This window comes from Bryobacter aggregatus MPL3 (genome assembly GCF_000702445.1).
In the GTDB taxonomy this organism is placed as follows: domain Bacteria; phylum Acidobacteriota; class Terriglobia; order Bryobacterales; family Bryobacteraceae; genus Bryobacter; species Bryobacter aggregatus.
Window position 1 is genome coordinate 372,340 of record NZ_JNIF01000003.1, and the last position, 15,414, is coordinate 387,753.

A 15,414-nucleotide genomic window follows, 5' to 3' on the forward strand; every position below is an offset into this window, starting at 1 on the left:
TGCCCAAGTCTGCCGCTGGCTGAGACCACCAGCGTTAAGTGGCCGAGACCTCTGACGACTCAGACGATCAGGGGAGAGCGATGGGCCAGTACGCAGGACCTTTCGAGTCTCAATGCCGAGTTCCCAGAGGACTCGTGCCAGCATAGAGACTCTAAACCAACCGCATGATGATGAACAATGAGACCGCCGAAGGCGTCGAGAGCTTGCGAACGACTACTTCAAGAACGACGTTGCTGAAGCAACGTCCATGCTTCGCATGGTTCCTCTTTTTGCGTACCTGGAATGGCAAATAGCAGCAGGAACCATCATGGATTCTTTGCTCTCGAAACTCGCCGACGAACTCCTCGTCCAAGACATCACCGCACCAAGCGCCGTTCTTGGCTCACTGTCCGATCACGATCTCCAAGCCGCCTACGATCACAATCCTCGAACAGTTCGCCCTGGAGCTTCTGATCGGCGCTCACGAACATTCCGAGTGGTCCGGTGGCAAGCTGGTGATCGCTGGCAACCGGGCCAACATCCATCTCACCCAAGCGGCATTCTACGCCGTCAAGCTCGAGTGTGTTGGCTGGCACGCTGGCTGTTGAGAGCGTTACTTCTTGTCGTCAATACGTACCAGTTCTAAGCCGCCTTCAAGACCGATTGCTTTCCCAGTGAGATACGTATACTTCAACTGTTCTGGCTTTGCCGCCCCGCCGCTATTTCGGAAAGCATAACGGGCAGGTCCAGGGCTACGGCCTTCCTCATCGTAAATTGTGCAGGTGTTGAACTCGGAAGAAGACGTTGAACAATGCACCCAACCTCCACCATCCATCCCACCTGCCCAAACCGCCTCAACTGGTACTCCTTCAGGTTTCTTTGGAGGATAAGCACGGTAGCAGCCACCCTGAAAGAGTAGCGACAAGAACATCAAGAGGCCCCCATAACAGAGCTTCAAAGGCAGGAGTCGTCGGCTCACTGGCAGACCGTCTTCCCGTTCTCGCCCTCGAAGCAGATTTTTGACGTGACCTTTGCTGTCGGTGGAGCATAAATGAAAATCTGCGACACGCCGTACTGTCCAGGCCATGCCATGAAGTTGCTAAAGATGTTGGCTGGGGTTTGCATTGTTCTTGCTGCTGGAGACCGACGACCCGCCGCATCGAGCGCTTCACACGCCAATGTGCCGCAGTTGTGGCCACCGAAAAGACTATAGTGTTTTCGATTCGGATCGCTGTTCTGGGCTTGGCGTCCTTCCAGATATGCCTCCATCGCTGCGTCCTGCAATTCCGTTGTGTCAAAGACTGCCGCTTCGACCACACCATTCTTACCTGCTGCACTGGAAAGAGTTCCGAGCAGCGCCTTCATCGATTCGGGCGTGATCTTTCCAGATGCGTCCCTTTGCACAGAAGGAGCGGGGCCAGCGTTCCGAACGGTTCCCTGTGCGACATCTCCTCCTGCTCCTGCTGGCGCATACCGACCATACTCGAAGTAGTGAGTCGATCCATCCTTCCCCACCATCACAACCCCGGCATGTCCGAGAGGCAGCGTAAAGTTTCCACGAACCCCAACTTGATAGGTTGGATACAAGATTGCAACTGCCTCATTGCCGTCCGGGCCAACGTACTTCAGCGGGTTGTTCAAGGCACGCACTTGAACCCGAAGGGTTGTGAGCGAAGCGAACAACTCTTTCCTGGAACTTCTTTTGCGTACCTGGAATGGTAAATATTTTCACACCCTGGAGGGAACCACCGTGGAATCTTTGCTCACCCAACTCGCCGACGAACTCCTCGTCCAAGACATCACCGAACCAAGCGCCGTTCTCGGCTCTCTTTCCGATCACGAACTCCAGGCCGCCTACGATTTTGTGCTCGAACAGTTCGCCCTGGAGCTTCTGATCGGCGCTCACGAACATTCCGAGTGGTCCAACGGCAAGCTCGTCATCAACGCCAACCACTGCCCCATCCATTTACTGGAAGCTGCCTTCTCTTCGGTTTCTTCTGCTTGCCCATGTTTTCAAGCGGCGGATCGGCAATGATAACGAGATCACGCCTTTCCGCAAAGACCACGACACGATTGGGCGACGTGAAGATGCTCGTCATTGCTGGAGGATCGGTCAGTCCCTTTTGCAGTATGAACGCAAAGACTACTTGCACTGTTCCTGGCATAGAAGCCTCAAAACGCCATTTGAGAGCCGCAGCCTGAGCCCATGGCCTAAGACGTTCTGGGCCCGTCACCGCCTTCGCACCAACCACTTTCCCATCGATATCGATTTGAAGATCAACAGCGACTTCACCTTCCTCCCGTGCCCCCGACGCTAGACGGAGATATCCCGGAACAGCGACTTCAATCGGCCTTGTCTGGTCCGCAGCGAACACGGCATCAACGGCGCTGAATAGAACGAAAAGAAAAAATGTCTTCATAGTCGCTTCTCATTTCTGGTACGCAGACTGGTTCAGTTTCGGAGCGTAGATTGGACTAGCCTGGAGAAACTTCTGAATTTCTTGTGGAGGCCGGGTCTGCTGATCCACCTTGCTCCATGAATTGCTCCAAAAGACAAAAGGCGTGGTCCCAACGCTTGTTCCAGCGCTCGGCCATCCATGGCGCTGTGCAGCAGCGACACTTGCTCCGTAGCCGTGCAGTTCCGTGTCCAGATGAGTCATCGTCGGAGCACCCGCTGCGACCGACTGCGCATCGGCAACGTGGGTACCCTCGTGCGCCAGACTGATAAAGAGCGAGTCACCCTTCGCACCTGACAAGACGGTGAGATCCAGTTCTGGGTTGCCATTGGCATCGATGGTGAGAGTCAGACGGATACCGTACAGAGATCGGGTACAGCATTCCTCGAAAACCTCATGTGAAGCTCGAAGTGCAGCGACGGAGCGTTGTGGTGTGTTGCTGAAACTTCGAGACTAAGTTCAGTGTTTCTTTGGTAGCCCTGCGCCTTGTCCCGGACGTTCGGCCTCGGTTCCTTGGCACACTCTGGAGCGTTCATTGGCCGCAAGCGTCTCAGCGACAGCACCACTCCTGGAGACGATCTCAACTTGCTCGATTTTCTCCAAATCCAATTGGTACTGATACCCTCCATCTCCGTACGCCGAGCGTGCGCCGTGGAATAACCCGGTGAAAGTTGCGTTGACTGTCCCTTGATGCTTCGGAAGACGCCTGAGCGCCTTCTGAACCGAACTCGGCAGTTCCGGCGGAATCGCCAGCCACACCTTTGCAGTTGCCCGACTCGATAAGCAGTAAACCTCTTGCCACTCGAAGCCATAGCGGTACGTTGCTCGAACGCTAATCCGCTTGCCGTCGAAGCTGCTCGGCTGCTTTAGCAACTCGACAAAACTGACAAACGGCGCTACCTGGGCCGATGCGCCGCTGCCGCACGCAAGGAGAAGTATTAGAAGCAATCGCATGGGCATGATTCCCTACGGCTGGTGCGGATGTTCGCTGCTATAAGTATTTGTGTCTGACGGGCTGGCGCTGTAAAGATTCTTCAGGATGTTGCTGACACCAGTGCTTCGCATGGTCTGCACATCCACGGCTTTCCAGCCACTATTCCAGACCTGATACTCAGGACCACCACCCTCGGAATCATAATTCTTCATTCCCAATGCTTCAGCGATAACGCCGCTGACGTACCAAGCACGCATCTCTCGGTAGTAGTGATTCATGTCAAGCTCCCCACTGCTGAAGTGACCAACCAGCCAGTTATTGGCATCGGCAACATGTCGTCCTTCGTGAGCAACCGTGGCCGCCAACTCGTTGCCCTTCAGATTCAGGTTGAAGCTGGCGACGATGCTGTCACTGTTGCTCAAAAGTTGCACTCTCGCCGCACTGCCCTGCTGGGTGGACCAGCCAACAGATACATTGTTCCCGTCGTTCTCCGTGCCCCAGGCCGCTACCGATTGCTGAGCAGATGCATCTCCCGAAGCATTTGCCGCCGCCTCAGCCGAATTCCGAGCCGCCCGGAAGTTTGTCCTAAACTTGAGAGCGTTTTTTGCTTCGTTTCGTTCACGCCGGGTCAAGCTCTTGTCCTGACCACGCTGCGTGAGTTCGTCGTCCGTATAGGCCCCGCCAGCTGTATTTAGCTGAAGATCTCCGGACACGAGGGCTTACGGGCCTCGGTTGAGATTCGGTTACTTCATGCTGCCATAGGTTGCGCCTGGGCGATTTTCCCATCGAGGAAAGCCTGGTATGGCGTTCGGCCTTGAGTCCGATATCCATGATGGGGTCGCTGGCGATTGTAGAAGCTCAGATAGGCGTCCAGATCATCTTGTAATTCAGCCACAGACTGATAGATCTTTTGCCGGAACTTGATGCTGTAAAACTCCTCCTTGATCGTGCGATGGAAGCGCTCACAGAAGCCGTTGGATTGAGGGGAAGCGATCTGCGTTCTCTTGTGGCGGATCTGGTTAATCGCCAGATAGATCTCGAAGGGATGACGAGCTTCGAGTCCACAGTACTCGCGGCCATTGTCGGTGAGCAACCGCTCGATCCCCACCTTCTCATCGTCATAGAAGGGGATGACTCGATCATTCAGTGTGTCTGCCGCAGTGATCGGCATCTTGCTGAGATAGACCTTGGCGAAGGCTTGCGAGCAGTGTGCGTCAATGACCGTCTGCATGTAGACCTTGCCGACGCCTTTGATCGTGCCTACAAAGTAAGTGTCCTGGCAAAGCAGATAGCCAGAATGCGGTGCAGCGATATGTTGTTCCGGGTCAACGTTTCGGCCCTGATGCTTCTGCAGGAGCCGCTTGGCTTGCTCCGTCAGCACGCCGCCTTCGGTGGCGGTCTTCTTGTCCAGCCAGAGCAGGCGCTGGAGCCGGAGAGTGATGCCGTGCCGTACCCAGACCCCTCGGACGGCGGGGGCAGAGACACCGATGCCGACCAAACGAAGCTGGTCGGCAATGCGGATGTAACTGTAGGTCGGATACTGCGCCGTCATCTCGAGGATCTGCTTTTCAAGCTCGGGCGGAGTCTGATTCGGCATCCGAGGCGTCCGGCGTTGCCTCGGCTCAAGCCCGTCGGCTCCGTGCTTCTCGTAGGCTTCCTTGATCTCGTAGAAGTGGCTGCGGCTGATGCCGGCTCGCTGGCAAGCGGCCTTGATGTTGCCCAGTTCCTGGGCGAGTTGGAGCAGTCCAATGCGCGCTTTGATAAGCTTCTGGTTGTCGCTCATGAGTGTGTCCTTTCGGGGTGATTTTGGTGTTTTGGAAGATTCCAAATCTATCACCGTAAGGACCCGCTCGGGGCGCTTAGGGGCTTCGGCTCCAGTCGGGCTACGCCCTCCCTTCGCCTCTTCCCCTAAGCGCCGTTTCCCATCATTGTGTCCGCTGATCTTCCGCTAATTTCATTTCAACAACAGTCAGATCGGCCATGAGTTAATGGTCGCCAACCAGACGGTGAGCCGCTGGCGCAAGGAATATAGCGAAGGTGGCAGGAAGGCTCTCGAGCAGGCTGGACGCGCTGGCCGGAAGCCTTTGCTGGCGGACAAACAGGCAAAGCTTCTGACGAACAAGTTGCTGGCGGGGCCGGAAAAACTCGGCTATGAAACGCCGTTGTGGACCTGCCAGCGGGTAGCCGATTTGATCGAGCAGGAATTTCAGATTCGCTACCATCCGGGCCACGTCTGGCGCATTCTGCGCGCCTTGGGCTGGAGTCCTCAACGGCCAGTGGGACGTGCGCTCGAACGCGATGAGAAGGCCATTCGCGAGTGGAAACAGGTGACTTGGCCCAACGCTAAAAAAAAGCCCAGGAAGAAGGCCGCACCATTGTCTTCATTGACGAAAGCGGACTAACGCAGAAGCCTCATCGATGCCGCACCTGGGCTCCGCGCGGCCAGACACCTATTCTGTTCCATCACTTCAACTGGAAGAACCTCTCGCTCATCGCAGGACTGAGCCGCTGGAATCTTCACTTTGAAATGTTCAGCGAAACGATCAAGAGTCCGCACATTGTGATCTTCCTCGGAAAACTACTTCGGGTCATCCCAGGCAAGATCCTGATCGTATGGGACGGACTGGCTGCTCATCGCAGCAAGTTCGTTCAGGATTTCATCGCAAGTTGTGATGGCCGCATCCAGACTCTTCGGCTTCCAGCTTACGCTCCCGAACTGAATCCCGTCGAATATATCTGGGCTCATCTCAAGCAGCACGAACTCCCGAATATCTGCGCCAAAGATCTCTGGCAACTCGGTGAAATGGCCAGAACTAAACTCAAGCGCATGCGCCGAAGAAAGCATCTACTCGTTGCTTGCTGGAAGCAGTCTTCTCTATGCTTCTGAATCCGCTATATTCCGCGAGACTCAATAGATGCCGAACTGAAACAGTTCCGACTGTTGACGCATGCTACTAGGGAGTGGCGCTCCTGAATGAATCTGTAGAGCTGCGAGCATTTCTTTGCTGGAGAGATAGACTCTCGAACTAAAGAATCTCCGTTCATCCTCGATCATAGCTCCATGTTGTTGAGCAACGGTTATTGCAATAGCCGCACCTAATACATACTCAAGATTCGTTCGCTGAGCACCCATAATTATCCCAAGATTGCCCTCGACCGATAGCAATCCGACCGCCTCTGGCTCGCCCTCAAATAGCACCAGATACATTGGCACTGAACTATCAGGAATTAGATCACGGGTCGTCGGCCAGTGCTCTCCGTCTTTATACCTTACGAGGCTTAACGGCGGGATACCACAGCCCGGAAATATCTTCTTCAGTGTCACCATTAGTTCGCCAAACATCGATCGAATGCTAAATGAACTCTTTATAGCCACATACAAATCTACTGACATTTTACGTCTCTAGTCCTGGCGATTTCAGGCGGTCTCTTCTGGATCAATTGCAGTTTGAAAACTCTGCTGAACATACCGGCCTGTTATTATCATTCGCCCTTTTTTTCCATCTCAGCCTTCGCTTGAGCTTCTTGCTCCGCAGTAGGATTGTAAACGACATATCCATCTTTAGTAAAGATTACTATTTTTGTAATACGAACTCCAAGCACTCGTTGGAGCTTTGTGAGTCCGGTAGATTGAGAAACAGTTAACTCCATAGCCTCAATATAGAGCTCTACATTGAAAAATCCTGCACCTTCAACTGAAGTAAGTGCGGACTCGGCATTTCGCCCAAGCGCATTCACGCTCTTGGAAGTCTTAAGACTTATCCCAACTGCATTATCGAGGTCAACTCCATCCACACCGGGCCCATTCCGCAAGCCGACGCCGAGCATCAATGCACCGCGCTTAAATGCAGAAACCCTCTGAATCTGCTTATACTCGTCGGGAGAAAGCCTTCCCCTGATTGCTCTAGGGGCATACCCGAAGATTTCGCCAATTATCATTTGGATGGGTTGCTGCAGAAACTGGAGAAGCCCACCTCGTATCGCTCCACTGGCTACCTTGGGAGCCTTTAGTGTTTCCAGCATAGCCCGATAGTTTGCATCAAGAGTCTGCCTTCCATCAGAGTCCACGTTTCGCAGAGGACTATTTCGGACGTACCCGTAGAGATTCCAGCTCTGGGGATCATCAGGCTTCTGATCAGCGAATGGTGCATCTGGGATCACAAACCGACCTTGCACACTCGATAGATACCGCGCCCCGAAGTGATCCAACCCCGTCTCGGCATCCCGTTCTTTGCCGGTGAACCTCACTTCTTGAGCATAGGCTTCGGTTTCGTTTCCTTGGGCCTTCCGATATTGATGGGTGGATCCGCAAGAATCACAGTAGCCTCCTCTTCTCCGAAGATCTCAACTTCATAGGGAAATCTGAACACACTTAAGATACCCTGAGGCGGATCTTGAATAAAGAATCGAAAACTGAGCTGAATGCTGCGAGGTTGTGGCGTCGCTGTCGGTTCGAATTGCCAGAGGAGAGCCGCCTTTTCGGAAGCCTTCCGTAACTGATGAGGACCATCCAGGACGGTAGCTGCCTTTACCCTCCCGCCCTGATCCAAATCGACCTGGACGCGAACTACCCCGGTCGTGCCTGCGGAATATGCTGCGAGAGGATAGCGTGGTGCTGATGAAGACAGAACCTTGACAACACCAGGTGACTGTGCCGAGCCCAGGAGACTAGCTAGAAACATGCCTACCAGATACCCTCTCATCAATTGCCTCCCCGGCCAGACTGGTAGACGTAGTCGATGAGCCGCTTATTCCTAGCAGGATTGTTGTACATCGGCGATGCATTGAGAAACCGATCAATGTTCTGCTGCGGCTGAGTCTGGAGGTCAGTTTTGGTCCATGAAGGGTTCCAGAACTGAAACGTAGTGCTGCCCACCGTTGCGGAAGCGCCAGAAAGCGAAAGAAACCGAGCCGCTGACATCGTCAGCATGTAACCGTGCATCTCAGTTTCGTACCGCGTCATACTCACATTTCCAGAACTCCCGAAAGCACCGATACTTTGGGCATCTTGAACGTGAGCACCCTCGTGAGCAAGGCTTATGAAAAGTCCGTTGCCGGAGGCGTTCTGAGGAACCGTTACCGTGACTTCAGCATTCCCACGCGAATCGTAGCCCAGAGGTACAGCATTCTCCGCCTGGGCTGCTGCACCAGGAGTCACCGGGCCAGCCGCAATCGTCACGCCGTTGTTATCTCCTGCTGATCCGTACGCACTCGCTACACCAGATAACGCCGAATCCTTGGACTTTGCCATCTTGTTCAGGGCAGTCGTAATGTTCTTCCGCTGCTTGATGATTCGGTTTGCCTCCTTCTTGGCCATGGTTTTTCGAAGTTGCTCATCACTCGCATCCCCTCCAAGGCTGCTGTCCCAATTGAATAGACCCGTCGGGTCGGTAAACCGCAGAGGATTATTGAAGCCATACGTGTATCTGTTCCACGATTGAGGATTGTCTGGCCTACCCGAGTTCAGCAGCGGATCCGGACTCGTAAACCGTCCCTGCGCCGAAGACATATACCTCGCCCCAAAATAATCCAACCCCGTCTCCGCATCCCGTTCCTTGCCGGTACTACGGGATCTTCTGCCTTTGTCACACAAGCATCCGGCTATCCCCGGTGCGATCAACACGTTAGCGCTGGCCAGACCCCGATGCGAGGCTAGTGCAAAGCTCTCAACCCCCAGACGCGGTTTTTCATTTAGCAGCGAGGCCCTGGGCACGTTAGCAGAGGCGGGCAGACACAAGGCGGCTAAACAAAGAAGCACCGTTCTTGCTTGAGCCGCCATGAAGGCCAGTTTACGTTATTCGTCGTCTTCGTCAGCAAGCTTGTCGAGGAGTTCTCGATGCAGCTTGGCCGGGTGCGTGGCGCGGTGGATCTCCTGCAGTTGCCGGATCGCCACATGCGTATAAATCTGGGTCGTCTTCAGATCCGCGTGGCCCAGCATCGCCTGGATGAAGCGGATGTCGGCTCCGCCTTCGAGCATCAGCGTCGCCATCGTGTGCCGGAAGAGATGGCAAGCCCCGCGCTTGCCGATGCCCGAGGCATCGACATAGGTCCGCACCAGGTCCGAGAGATGATCGAGCGAGAACGGCTCGCCGACATTGGACAGGAACACCGTCTTGTCATCGGGCTCGCGTACCAGCTTGGGGCGCGATTCTACAAGGTACTTGGCGATCCACGCGGCACAGCGATCGCCCAGCGGAATGAAGCGGTCCTTCTTGCCTTTGCCCAGGCGGATCGTCGCCGTCGCTCGTTCGAGATCGAGATCCCAGAGTTTCAACGAAGCCAGTTCCAGACGCCGCATGCCGGTTGAGTAGAAGGTCTCAAGGATCGCCCGATCCCGCAAGCCGAGCACATCGTGAACATCGGTCTCGAGCATCACCTGCTCGGCCTCTGAAGCCGTCAGCACAGCCTTGGGCAAGCGCTGCGGCGTGCGCGGCAACTCGATCTCGGAAGCCGGATTGTGCAGGATGTGATGCTGCCGCGCCATCCATTTGAACCACACCCGCAAGGGCACGATGCGGTCATGCTGGCCGTTAAAGCCGAGCGGTTCGCCGTTCGACTTGCGGTAATCGAAGACGTGCTTCTGATAGCGCTCCAGGATGGTGCGGGTCACCTCCACAGGCTCGGTGATGCCGCGTTCGAAAGCCCAGTCGAGGAAGAAGCCGATGTGCACGCGGCGGCCCTTGATCGTGTACTCGGAGTAGTTCTTCAGGCGCAGATCGTCGAGATGCTTCTCCATCAGGGCGGCCAATGGTGTCTTCGGTGGCTCAACTGGCTTACGCTTACGTACGATGCGAGCCATCACGCCACCACGAACGTGCGTTTCTCCGTCTCATGGCCCAGAACACCGTTTGGAGCAATGTTCCTGCGGGTTTCAGCGGGCCGCTCGGTCTCCGGCAACCCACCGCCATCCCCCCGCCCAGCCCCCGCCTTGTCTTCCGCTGCCCCGCCCAGTTCAGTTCGTACACATAGCCCTGCCCCCGTCCGCCCCGGTGCACGATCAGATATTCAAGCTCTTCGAGCCGCCGCAGATGGACCTTCAACTGCGTATGCCCCCACCCGGTCGCCTCGCGAACCTCGCGGCGGCTAAAGCGCAAGCCCTCACGGCCACCAACGTAGGCCACGACCAACCCCAGCAAGCGCCGCGTCTGCGGCGGCAGCTCATCGAGCGAACGCCGCATCATCTCGCGCATCAACCGGTCGGCCGTCGCGATGTCCTCGCGGGTGGCCTCGATGTAGCGCACGCCGTGCGCCTCCCGGATGGGCCGCTGGTGCTGGTGCAAGAGCGCGATCGAGCGGATCAGCGCCAGGTACTTTGCATGGTCGCGCCGCATCCGCGGCAGCCCGTCGGGGAACTGCAAGTCCCGCGCATAGGGGTTGGCCACGAACAGTGGCTCCAGCAACCGCTGCGCGTTCTGCTGCCGCCGCACGATCTGCTTGCGCTCGCGCTTGGCAAGCAAGCCTTCGAGCGTCTGCGCCTCGCGCTGCATCCGGTGGATCGCCTGCGTCTGCTCGCGCTCCTCGTTGACGCTCAGCACCAGACACCGGTTCAGCAGTTCTTCATCGAGATCGATGGCCGTCGTCGTCAGCATAATCATGACCGGCCCTTCGACCCGGTAGCGCTGCGTGATCAGCTTGCCCGTGGCCGGGTCCTTGCCGGTCGACGCCATCGACAGCGCGCCCTCGCTCTGCAGGAGCTTCAATGCATAGGCGGCTTTGGTGGCGCCCTCTTCCTCGGCGATGGCCAGCACCTTATGCTTCAGTCCATCTCGCCCATGTAGTAAAGCGATTGCCCGGTCATCGCCGAGTATTGGATCCGCTCTTCCTCCGGCACGAACGCGAGCACGGCATCCATCAGCGTGCTCTTGCCCGCCGCCGACGAGGACTGCACTACGATGGCCAGCGGCGCTTCCAGATGCCGCGAGACAGCGGCTAAATAGGCAACCAGCTTGTTGGTCTCCTCGCCCACCAGCCCGCAGCGGGCAAAGTCTTCAAGGATGCGGTCCAGCAGCTTCGGGTCTTCCAGCAACTCCATCGCCTCGGTCCGCTCTTCTTCGCTCAGATGCACCACGGGCTTCGCTGCTTCGAGCGCCTGCTTCACCTGCTCATCACGCAGCTCTTCGAGCTTCAGGAACACGCGCCCCACATCCTTGCGGATGAGATCTTCCTTGACGCTCAGTTCCTCGGCCGCACGCTTGATAAACGCGGCGCGCTGCCGGTCCTGATGGAGGTCGAGCGTATCGACGTGGAAGTCTTCCTGGCGGCTCACTAGCAGGTTCACCTTCATCAGCTCATACGACAGGTTCTTGCCCAGACCGCGCACCCGGTAGCGCCGGTCGTCGTGCCACAGCGTGATCTCATCGCCATTCACGTTCAGCGCGGGCTCAGCGGCTAAAGAGACAACAGGCGCGGGCGCTTCGCTCTTCGTCCACCACTCGGCGCTGTTCAGCAACACCGCCAGGCTTTCGCCCGTCCTTGCGTATTCATTGGCGTCCACGCCCTTCGGAAAGAGAACGCGATGCGAGCCGATCCCCATTGCCGCCAGTTCTTCTTTTAGCCGCCCGGCTGCCGTGTCTCCCGCTTCATCGCGGTCATAGGCGATCCACACATTCTTCACGCCATGTTTCGTGAAGGCTTGCTTGTGATCCTCCGTGAAGCCGTTCACCCCGTAGCTCGCCGTCACATTGCGGTGCCCCGCGCACCAGAACGTCAGCGCGTCGATCATTGACTCGCACAGGATGATCTCTTTGGACGCGATGAGGGCCTCTTCGTTCCACACCCCGCGATGCGGCCCCGGCAGGTACGTATGCATCGGCGTCCCCGCCCGCAGGTTGTCGTTGATCTTGCGCCCGTAGATCTCTGTCACGCTGCCTTCCAGCGACATCACCGGAAAGACCACCGAGCCCATGAAGTGCTCATGCCCGCTCTCGCGCAGGATGCCCAGCTTCTGCAAGCGCCCGCGCAGTTCGGCCCCTTCCCTTCTGTTCTTGTCCGGCAAGCGATAACCCAGCGTCCGATTCGCGAAGCCGATCCGGAAGTGGCCGATCATCTCCGGATGCGTGAGCCCCCGCGACTCCAGATACCGCAACGCCTCCGGCGACTCCTTCAGCGTCTCGTGATAGAACGCCACCACTTGCCGCAACGCCTCCTGGTCATCAGCCTCGGCCTTCACCGGCGCTTCCAGCTTCGCCGTTGTGCCCTTCTTGACGACGCGAGCATCCCCAGCGGCTAAAGAAGAATGATCAGCCCGCAACAGCTCCACCGCATGCCGGAAGCTCACCCCCTTCGTCCGCATCACCCAGTCGATGGTCGAGCCGCCCACGTTGCACTTCCCCAGGCAATGCCACAGGTTCGTCTTCGGCGACACGACCAAGCTTGGCGTCTTGTCCTCATGGAATGGACAGCGCCCGAGCAACTCCGCCCCGTGCCGCTTCAGTTCCACCCCAAAGCCCAGCACCAGCCGCTCCAGCGCCACTTCTTTCTTTAGCCGCTCGATTTCGTTGTCCGGGATGCGTGCCATGAAAACGGCCTCCTTCGCAAAATCCTGTCAAGAGGCCGCTACACGTTTTTAGGAACCCGCTTGACCTCGCAATACCGTCTCTGAGAGTATACGTTATACGGAAGTTCTGTCAACGGCACACGGAAAGGAGCCAGAAAATGACGTTTACAATCGCGGGTGCGATGCCCCGAAAGAAGTACACCGAGTCCAGCTTTGGCGAACGCCTCCAGAACCTCCGCAAGTCTCGCGGCTTGACGCAAGTGCAACTCGCCGAAGCCGCCGCCACCACCCAACGCGCCGTTTCCTACTACGAGACCGAAGCCGGCTTTCCACCCGCTCCCGCCATCATCAGCCTGGCCCAGGCGCTACAGGTCTCGACCGACGAGTTGCTGGGCCTCAAGCCGCCCAAGGCCGTGCCCGCCGAAGATGATCCCGAGGCCCGCCGCCAGTGGAAGAGATTTCAGATGATCGCCACCCTGCCCGAGCGCGATCAGAAAGCCGTCGTCCGCTTGATTCATTCTTTAGTCGCTGGCAGTTCCCTCCGTAAGAACACCAGTACGCAAACAGGAGATCGCCATGGCCGCTAGCACCCTAGAAGCCAAAGCTCACGAACTTGTCGGCCAACTAGGCCCCAGCAAACTCGCCGCCGTCGTGCAGTTGATGGAAGTCATGATCCATGACGACATCGAAGATAGCGACACCCTCAGCCCCGCGGAAGCCAGGGCCATCGCCGAGGCCGACGAATGGTCCAAGCACAACGCCCCCATCCCGCACGAGCAAGTGCTCGCCGAGTTCGGCCTTTCGATGGCCGACTGGGAGAAGATGAGCCGCGAGCCCTAAGCGATGGCCAAACACATCGTCTGGACCGATCAGGCCAAGGCCGACGTTCGCGGTATCGAGCAGCCCATCGCCATCCAGATCCTCAAGACCCTGGGCCGCTACGTCCTCACCGGCGAAGGAGCCACCAAGCAACTCAAAGGCGTCACCCCGCCCATGATCCGGCTCCGCGCCCAGAACCACCGCGTCTTCTTCCGCGAACAAGACGACTCCCTCAAGATCGAGCGCGTCCTCGACCGCAAAGAGGCTTACCGCTAACCGCCGCCCCAAGGGCGGAAAAAGCGGGCTTTCCAAGTTCTTCTAAGAAGTTCTGAAGAGTTCTAACGCCCCGGCCGGCATTCCAGGAAGTTCTAAGATATTCCAAGGATTTCCAAGCGGCGGCCTTCCCAAAGGCCTTCCGCCAGCCAACAACTCTGGTACTGGAACATAAAGAGACATCCACATGCCAGGGGCGTTTTTCGAGGCTATCTCTGGCCTTTGCAAGGATTTAACGTTGTGGGTCTCGCACCGCCTCCATGTGGATGTTATCCACATCCCCAGAGCCTCAGTTCCACCACCCTGGTAGTGGAACATAAAGAAGCCTACGGATGTGGAACCGGGTTTTCAGGGCTATCTCTCGCGGCACCAACTACTTGCGCATACGGGTCCCGGGCACCTGTCATACGGAGACTATCCGTATGCCAAAGCGCCCCGCCCAAGGTAACGTGTCACGCCCTTTTTCAGCGAGGGTACTCCGGATAACCTTCTCTGGTCATCCTCTGAATGGGGGAGTTTGCGGCATAGCGTATGATTCCGATGTCCAGACCACCGCGCCGCTCCTTGCAAGCAAGCTGTACGTATCGCTGGACTGGACCACGGCAACATCTCCAATGAAGCGATAGCACTTGTCGAATCGAGGCTCAATGATCCACTGGCCTTCCATAGAAATGAACCCCGCTTTACCATCGAAAGACGCCGCCGCCATTCCGCCGTCGAACTCGTCCAGTTCGTCAAACTTTGGCGCTAGCCGAAGTCGGCCATCTGGGTCAACTAAGCCCCACTTCCCGTCACAACGCACGGACGCGACTCCCTCAGCGAATCGCCACACTTCCTCGTACTGCGGCATCACGACCCAGTCGCCAGCGATGTCAATAAACCCCCAGCGGCCACCAATGCAAACTCCGGCTCTGCCATGCGAGAACCCGAGAGCTCGCGGACCCTCAAACTGTAATGGAATCTCAACGGAACCGTCGCGGCCAATGTAGCCCCATTTGTCTTCTCGGTTCGCCGCGCACAGGCCGCTGCGGAAAAGGCCTAGTTGGTCGTATGATGGCCTCACCATAAACGCACCTTTGCGATCAACACAGCCAAATGAAACACCATCAGGGGAGACAGTTGCAAGCCCTTCGCTGAACTGGCTCGCCACCGCGAACCTCGGCTCGATCTGCCATGAGCCACTACGGTCTATGTAACCCACCTTTGATCCCTGGCCGATGGAGCACAGACCTTCGTTGAATAGGCCAAGACCGCAGAAGCTGAATGGAACTTTCGTACGACCGTCCCCATCGATGAAACCCGAAGAACCATCCTCACGACAAACCGAAGCCAACCCCTCCGCAAAATAAGACCCGGCCGCATAGCTGGGCTTTACTACGACACGTCCAGAGCCATCGACATAACCAATGAGATCCTCAGCGCTGTCAGACTTGGGTACTGAAATCGGATAGAGCATG

The 15,414-nt window shown here is 56.9% G+C and carries 20 protein-coding genes and 1 pseudogene; 6 read left to right on the forward strand and 15 right to left on the reverse strand.

Translation table 11 applies throughout. From position 1 onward, the window contains the following. Nucleotides 1–377 precede the first annotated feature (377 nt). Nucleotides 378–587 carry a hypothetical protein gene (locus M017_RS0102120; RefSeq protein ID WP_031495414.1) on the forward strand — a complete coding sequence of 70 codons (210 nt, stop codon included), beginning with the start codon at nucleotides 378–380 and terminating at the stop codon, nucleotides 585–587. Nucleotides 588–592: 5 nt separating this feature from the next. Here the strand turns inward: M017_RS0102120 and M017_RS0102125 are convergent, their stop codons facing one another. The 7 genes from M017_RS0102125 to M017_RS0102160 form a co-directional block, all read right to left on the reverse strand. Continuing rightward, a complete protein-coding gene (locus tag M017_RS0102125) occupies nucleotides 593–958 on the reverse strand; it encodes a hypothetical protein (RefSeq protein WP_155121180.1) in 366 nt (121 codons plus the stop codon). After that, nucleotides 955–1,629, reverse strand: a complete 675-nt coding sequence (locus tag M017_RS30855) for a hypothetical protein (protein ID WP_474939336.1) — start codon at nucleotides 1,627–1,629, stop codon at nucleotides 955–957. Before M017_RS30855 ends, M017_RS0102125 begins: the two co-directional genes overlap by 4 nt. Further along, nucleotides 1,580–1,933: a hypothetical protein gene (locus tag M017_RS0102135; protein WP_238325787.1), complete on the reverse strand. Its 354-nt coding sequence runs from the start codon at nucleotides 1,931–1,933 to the stop codon at nucleotides 1,580–1,582. Before M017_RS0102135 ends, M017_RS30855 begins: the two co-directional genes overlap by 50 nt. Continuing rightward, entirely contained in the window at nucleotides 1,920–2,399 is a 480-nt protein-coding gene (locus M017_RS0102140; RefSeq protein WP_031495421.1) for an energy transducer TonB, read from the reverse strand. Before M017_RS0102140 ends, M017_RS0102135 begins: the two co-directional genes overlap by 14 nt. Before the next feature lie 495 nt (nucleotides 2,400–2,894). After that, the gene (locus M017_RS0102150) at nucleotides 2,895–3,389 is read right to left on the reverse strand and encodes a hypothetical protein (protein WP_155121183.1); all 495 of its coding nucleotides are present in this window, start codon (nucleotides 3,387–3,389) and stop codon (nucleotides 2,895–2,897) included. Nucleotides 3,390–3,401: 12 nt separating this feature from the next. Beyond that, nucleotides 3,402–4,082 carry a hypothetical protein gene (locus M017_RS0102155; protein ID WP_031495426.1) on the reverse strand — a complete coding sequence of 227 codons (681 nt, stop codon included), beginning with the start codon at nucleotides 4,080–4,082 and terminating at the stop codon, nucleotides 3,402–3,404. A gap of 35 nt (nucleotides 4,083–4,117) precedes the next feature. Beyond that, entirely contained in the window at nucleotides 4,118–5,152 is a 1,035-nt protein-coding gene (locus M017_RS0102160) for an IS481 family transposase (protein WP_031495428.1), read from the reverse strand. Nucleotides 5,153–5,357: 205 nt separating this feature from the next. On the opposite strand from M017_RS0102160, the gene M017_RS26160 reads away from it, so the two are divergent. Both M017_RS26160 and M017_RS30555 read left to right on the forward strand, forming a co-directional pair. Beyond that, nucleotides 5,358–5,771, forward strand: a complete 414-nt coding sequence (locus M017_RS26160) for a winged helix-turn-helix domain-containing protein (protein ID WP_051669434.1) — start codon at nucleotides 5,358–5,360, stop codon at nucleotides 5,769–5,771. Further along, a complete protein-coding gene (locus tag M017_RS30555) occupies nucleotides 5,753–6,256 on the forward strand; it encodes a transposase (protein ID WP_080507451.1) in 504 nt (167 codons plus the stop codon). Before M017_RS26160 ends, M017_RS30555 begins: the two co-directional genes overlap by 19 nt. A gap of 21 nt (nucleotides 6,257–6,277) precedes the next feature. Here the strand turns inward: M017_RS30555 and M017_RS0102175 are convergent, their stop codons facing one another. The 7 genes and pseudogenes from M017_RS0102175 to M017_RS29850 all read right to left on the reverse strand — a co-directional run bounded on the left by M017_RS0102175 (nucleotide 6,278) and on the right by M017_RS29850 (nucleotide 12,886). Then, nucleotides 6,278–6,763 (reverse strand): hypothetical protein, encoded by a 486-nt coding sequence (locus M017_RS0102175; RefSeq protein WP_031495429.1) that lies wholly within the window; start codon nucleotides 6,761–6,763, stop codon nucleotides 6,278–6,280. Between the two features lie 89 nt (nucleotides 6,764–6,852). Next, a pseudogene (locus M017_RS0102180) lies at nucleotides 6,853–7,626 on the reverse strand (RHS repeat-associated core domain-containing protein); the annotation flags it as partial. Continuing rightward, a complete protein-coding gene (locus M017_RS30560) occupies nucleotides 7,614–8,072 on the reverse strand; it encodes a TonB family protein (RefSeq protein WP_031495432.1) in 459 nt (152 codons plus the stop codon). The gene M017_RS30560 and the pseudogene M017_RS0102180, both read right to left, overlap by 13 nt. After that, nucleotides 8,072–9,148 (reverse strand): RHS repeat-associated core domain-containing protein, encoded by a 1,077-nt coding sequence (locus tag M017_RS0102190; RefSeq protein ID WP_031495434.1) that lies wholly within the window; start codon nucleotides 9,146–9,148, stop codon nucleotides 8,072–8,074. Before M017_RS0102190 ends, M017_RS30560 begins: the two co-directional genes overlap by 1 nt. 15 nt (nucleotides 9,149–9,163) lie before the next feature. After that, nucleotides 9,164–10,168 (reverse strand): site-specific tyrosine recombinase XerC, encoded by a 1,005-nt coding sequence (gene xerC, locus M017_RS0102195; protein ID WP_051669435.1) that lies wholly within the window; start codon nucleotides 10,166–10,168, stop codon nucleotides 9,164–9,166. Further along, complete coding sequence (locus tag M017_RS29845) at nucleotides 10,149–11,117, reverse strand: hypothetical protein (protein WP_202901599.1); 969 nt, start codon at nucleotides 11,115–11,117, stop codon at nucleotides 10,149–10,151. Before M017_RS29845 ends, xerC begins: the two co-directional genes overlap by 20 nt. Nucleotides 11,118–11,125: 8 nt before the next feature. Continuing rightward, the gene (locus M017_RS29850) at nucleotides 11,126–12,886 is read right to left on the reverse strand and encodes a DNA primase (protein ID WP_202901600.1); all 1,761 of its coding nucleotides are present in this window, start codon (nucleotides 12,884–12,886) and stop codon (nucleotides 11,126–11,128) included. A gap of 137 nt (nucleotides 12,887–13,023) precedes the next feature. On the opposite strand from M017_RS29850, the gene M017_RS27310 reads away from it, so the two are divergent. Genes M017_RS27310 through M017_RS0102215 form a run of 3 tightly spaced genes read left to right on the forward strand, consistent with a single transcriptional unit; the run spans nucleotide 13,024 to nucleotide 13,960 of the window. Further along, a complete protein-coding gene (locus M017_RS27310) occupies nucleotides 13,024–13,452 on the forward strand; it encodes a helix-turn-helix domain-containing protein (protein ID WP_051669436.1) in 429 nt (142 codons plus the stop codon). After that, nucleotides 13,442–13,705 (forward strand): hypothetical protein, encoded by a 264-nt coding sequence (locus M017_RS0102210; RefSeq protein WP_031495437.1) that lies wholly within the window; start codon nucleotides 13,442–13,444, stop codon nucleotides 13,703–13,705. Before M017_RS27310 ends, M017_RS0102210 begins: the two co-directional genes overlap by 11 nt. Before the next feature lie 3 nt (nucleotides 13,706–13,708). Then, complete coding sequence (locus M017_RS0102215; protein WP_031495439.1) at nucleotides 13,709–13,960, forward strand: type II toxin-antitoxin system RelE family toxin; 252 nt, start codon at nucleotides 13,709–13,711, stop codon at nucleotides 13,958–13,960. A gap of 493 nt (nucleotides 13,961–14,453) precedes the next feature. Here M017_RS0102215 and M017_RS0102220 read toward each other — a convergent pair whose 3' ends face one another. Beyond that, a complete protein-coding gene (locus tag M017_RS0102220) occupies nucleotides 14,454–15,413 on the reverse strand; it encodes a WG repeat-containing protein (protein ID WP_031495440.1) in 960 nt (319 codons plus the stop codon). Between the last annotated feature and the right edge of the window lies 1 nt (nucleotide 15,414).

What these genes read in the sequence shown, in the direction of transcription:
- M017_RS0102190 (WP_031495434.1), bottom strand. Translation starts at nt 9,148, where the DNA reads ATGGCGGCTCAAGCAAGAACGGTGCTTCTTTGTTTAGCCGCCTTGTGT.
- M017_RS0102150 (WP_155121183.1), bottom strand. Translation starts at nt 3,389, where the DNA reads ATGCGATTGCTTCTAATACTTCTCCTTGCGTGCGGCAGCGGCGCATCG.
- M017_RS0102210 (WP_031495437.1), top strand. Translation starts at nt 13,442, where the DNA reads ATGGCCGCTAGCACCCTAGAAGCCAAAGCTCACGAACTTGTCGGCCAA.
- M017_RS0102160 (WP_031495428.1), bottom strand. Translation starts at nt 5,152, where the DNA reads ATGAGCGACAACCAGAAGCTTATCAAAGCGCGCATTGGACTGCTCCAA.
- M017_RS29850 (WP_202901600.1), bottom strand. Translation starts at nt 12,886, where the DNA reads ATGGCACGCATCCCGGACAACGAAATCGAGCGGCTAAAGAAAGAAGTG.
- M017_RS30560 (WP_031495432.1), bottom strand. Translation starts at nt 8,072, where the DNA reads ATGAGAGGGTATCTGGTAGGCATGTTTCTAGCTAGTCTCCTGGGCTCG.
- M017_RS0102175 (WP_031495429.1), bottom strand. Translation starts at nt 6,763, where the DNA reads ATGTCAGTAGATTTGTATGTGGCTATAAAGAGTTCATTTAGCATTCGA.
- M017_RS26160 (WP_051669434.1), top strand. Translation starts at nt 5,358, where the DNA reads ATGGTCGCCAACCAGACGGTGAGCCGCTGGCGCAAGGAATATAGCGAA.
- xerC (WP_051669435.1), bottom strand. Translation starts at nt 10,168, where the DNA reads ATGGCTCGCATCGTACGTAAGCGTAAGCCAGTTGAGCCACCGAAGACA.
- M017_RS0102220 (WP_031495440.1), bottom strand. Translation starts at nt 15,413, where the DNA reads ATGCTCTATCCGATTTCAGTACCCAAGTCTGACAGCGCTGAGGATCTC.
- M017_RS0102215 (WP_031495439.1), top strand. Translation starts at nt 13,709, where the DNA reads ATGGCCAAACACATCGTCTGGACCGATCAGGCCAAGGCCGACGTTCGC.
- M017_RS27310 (WP_051669436.1), top strand. Translation starts at nt 13,024, where the DNA reads ATGACGTTTACAATCGCGGGTGCGATGCCCCGAAAGAAGTACACCGAG.
- M017_RS0102140 (WP_031495421.1), bottom strand. Translation starts at nt 2,399, where the DNA reads ATGAAGACATTTTTTCTTTTCGTTCTATTCAGCGCCGTTGATGCCGTG.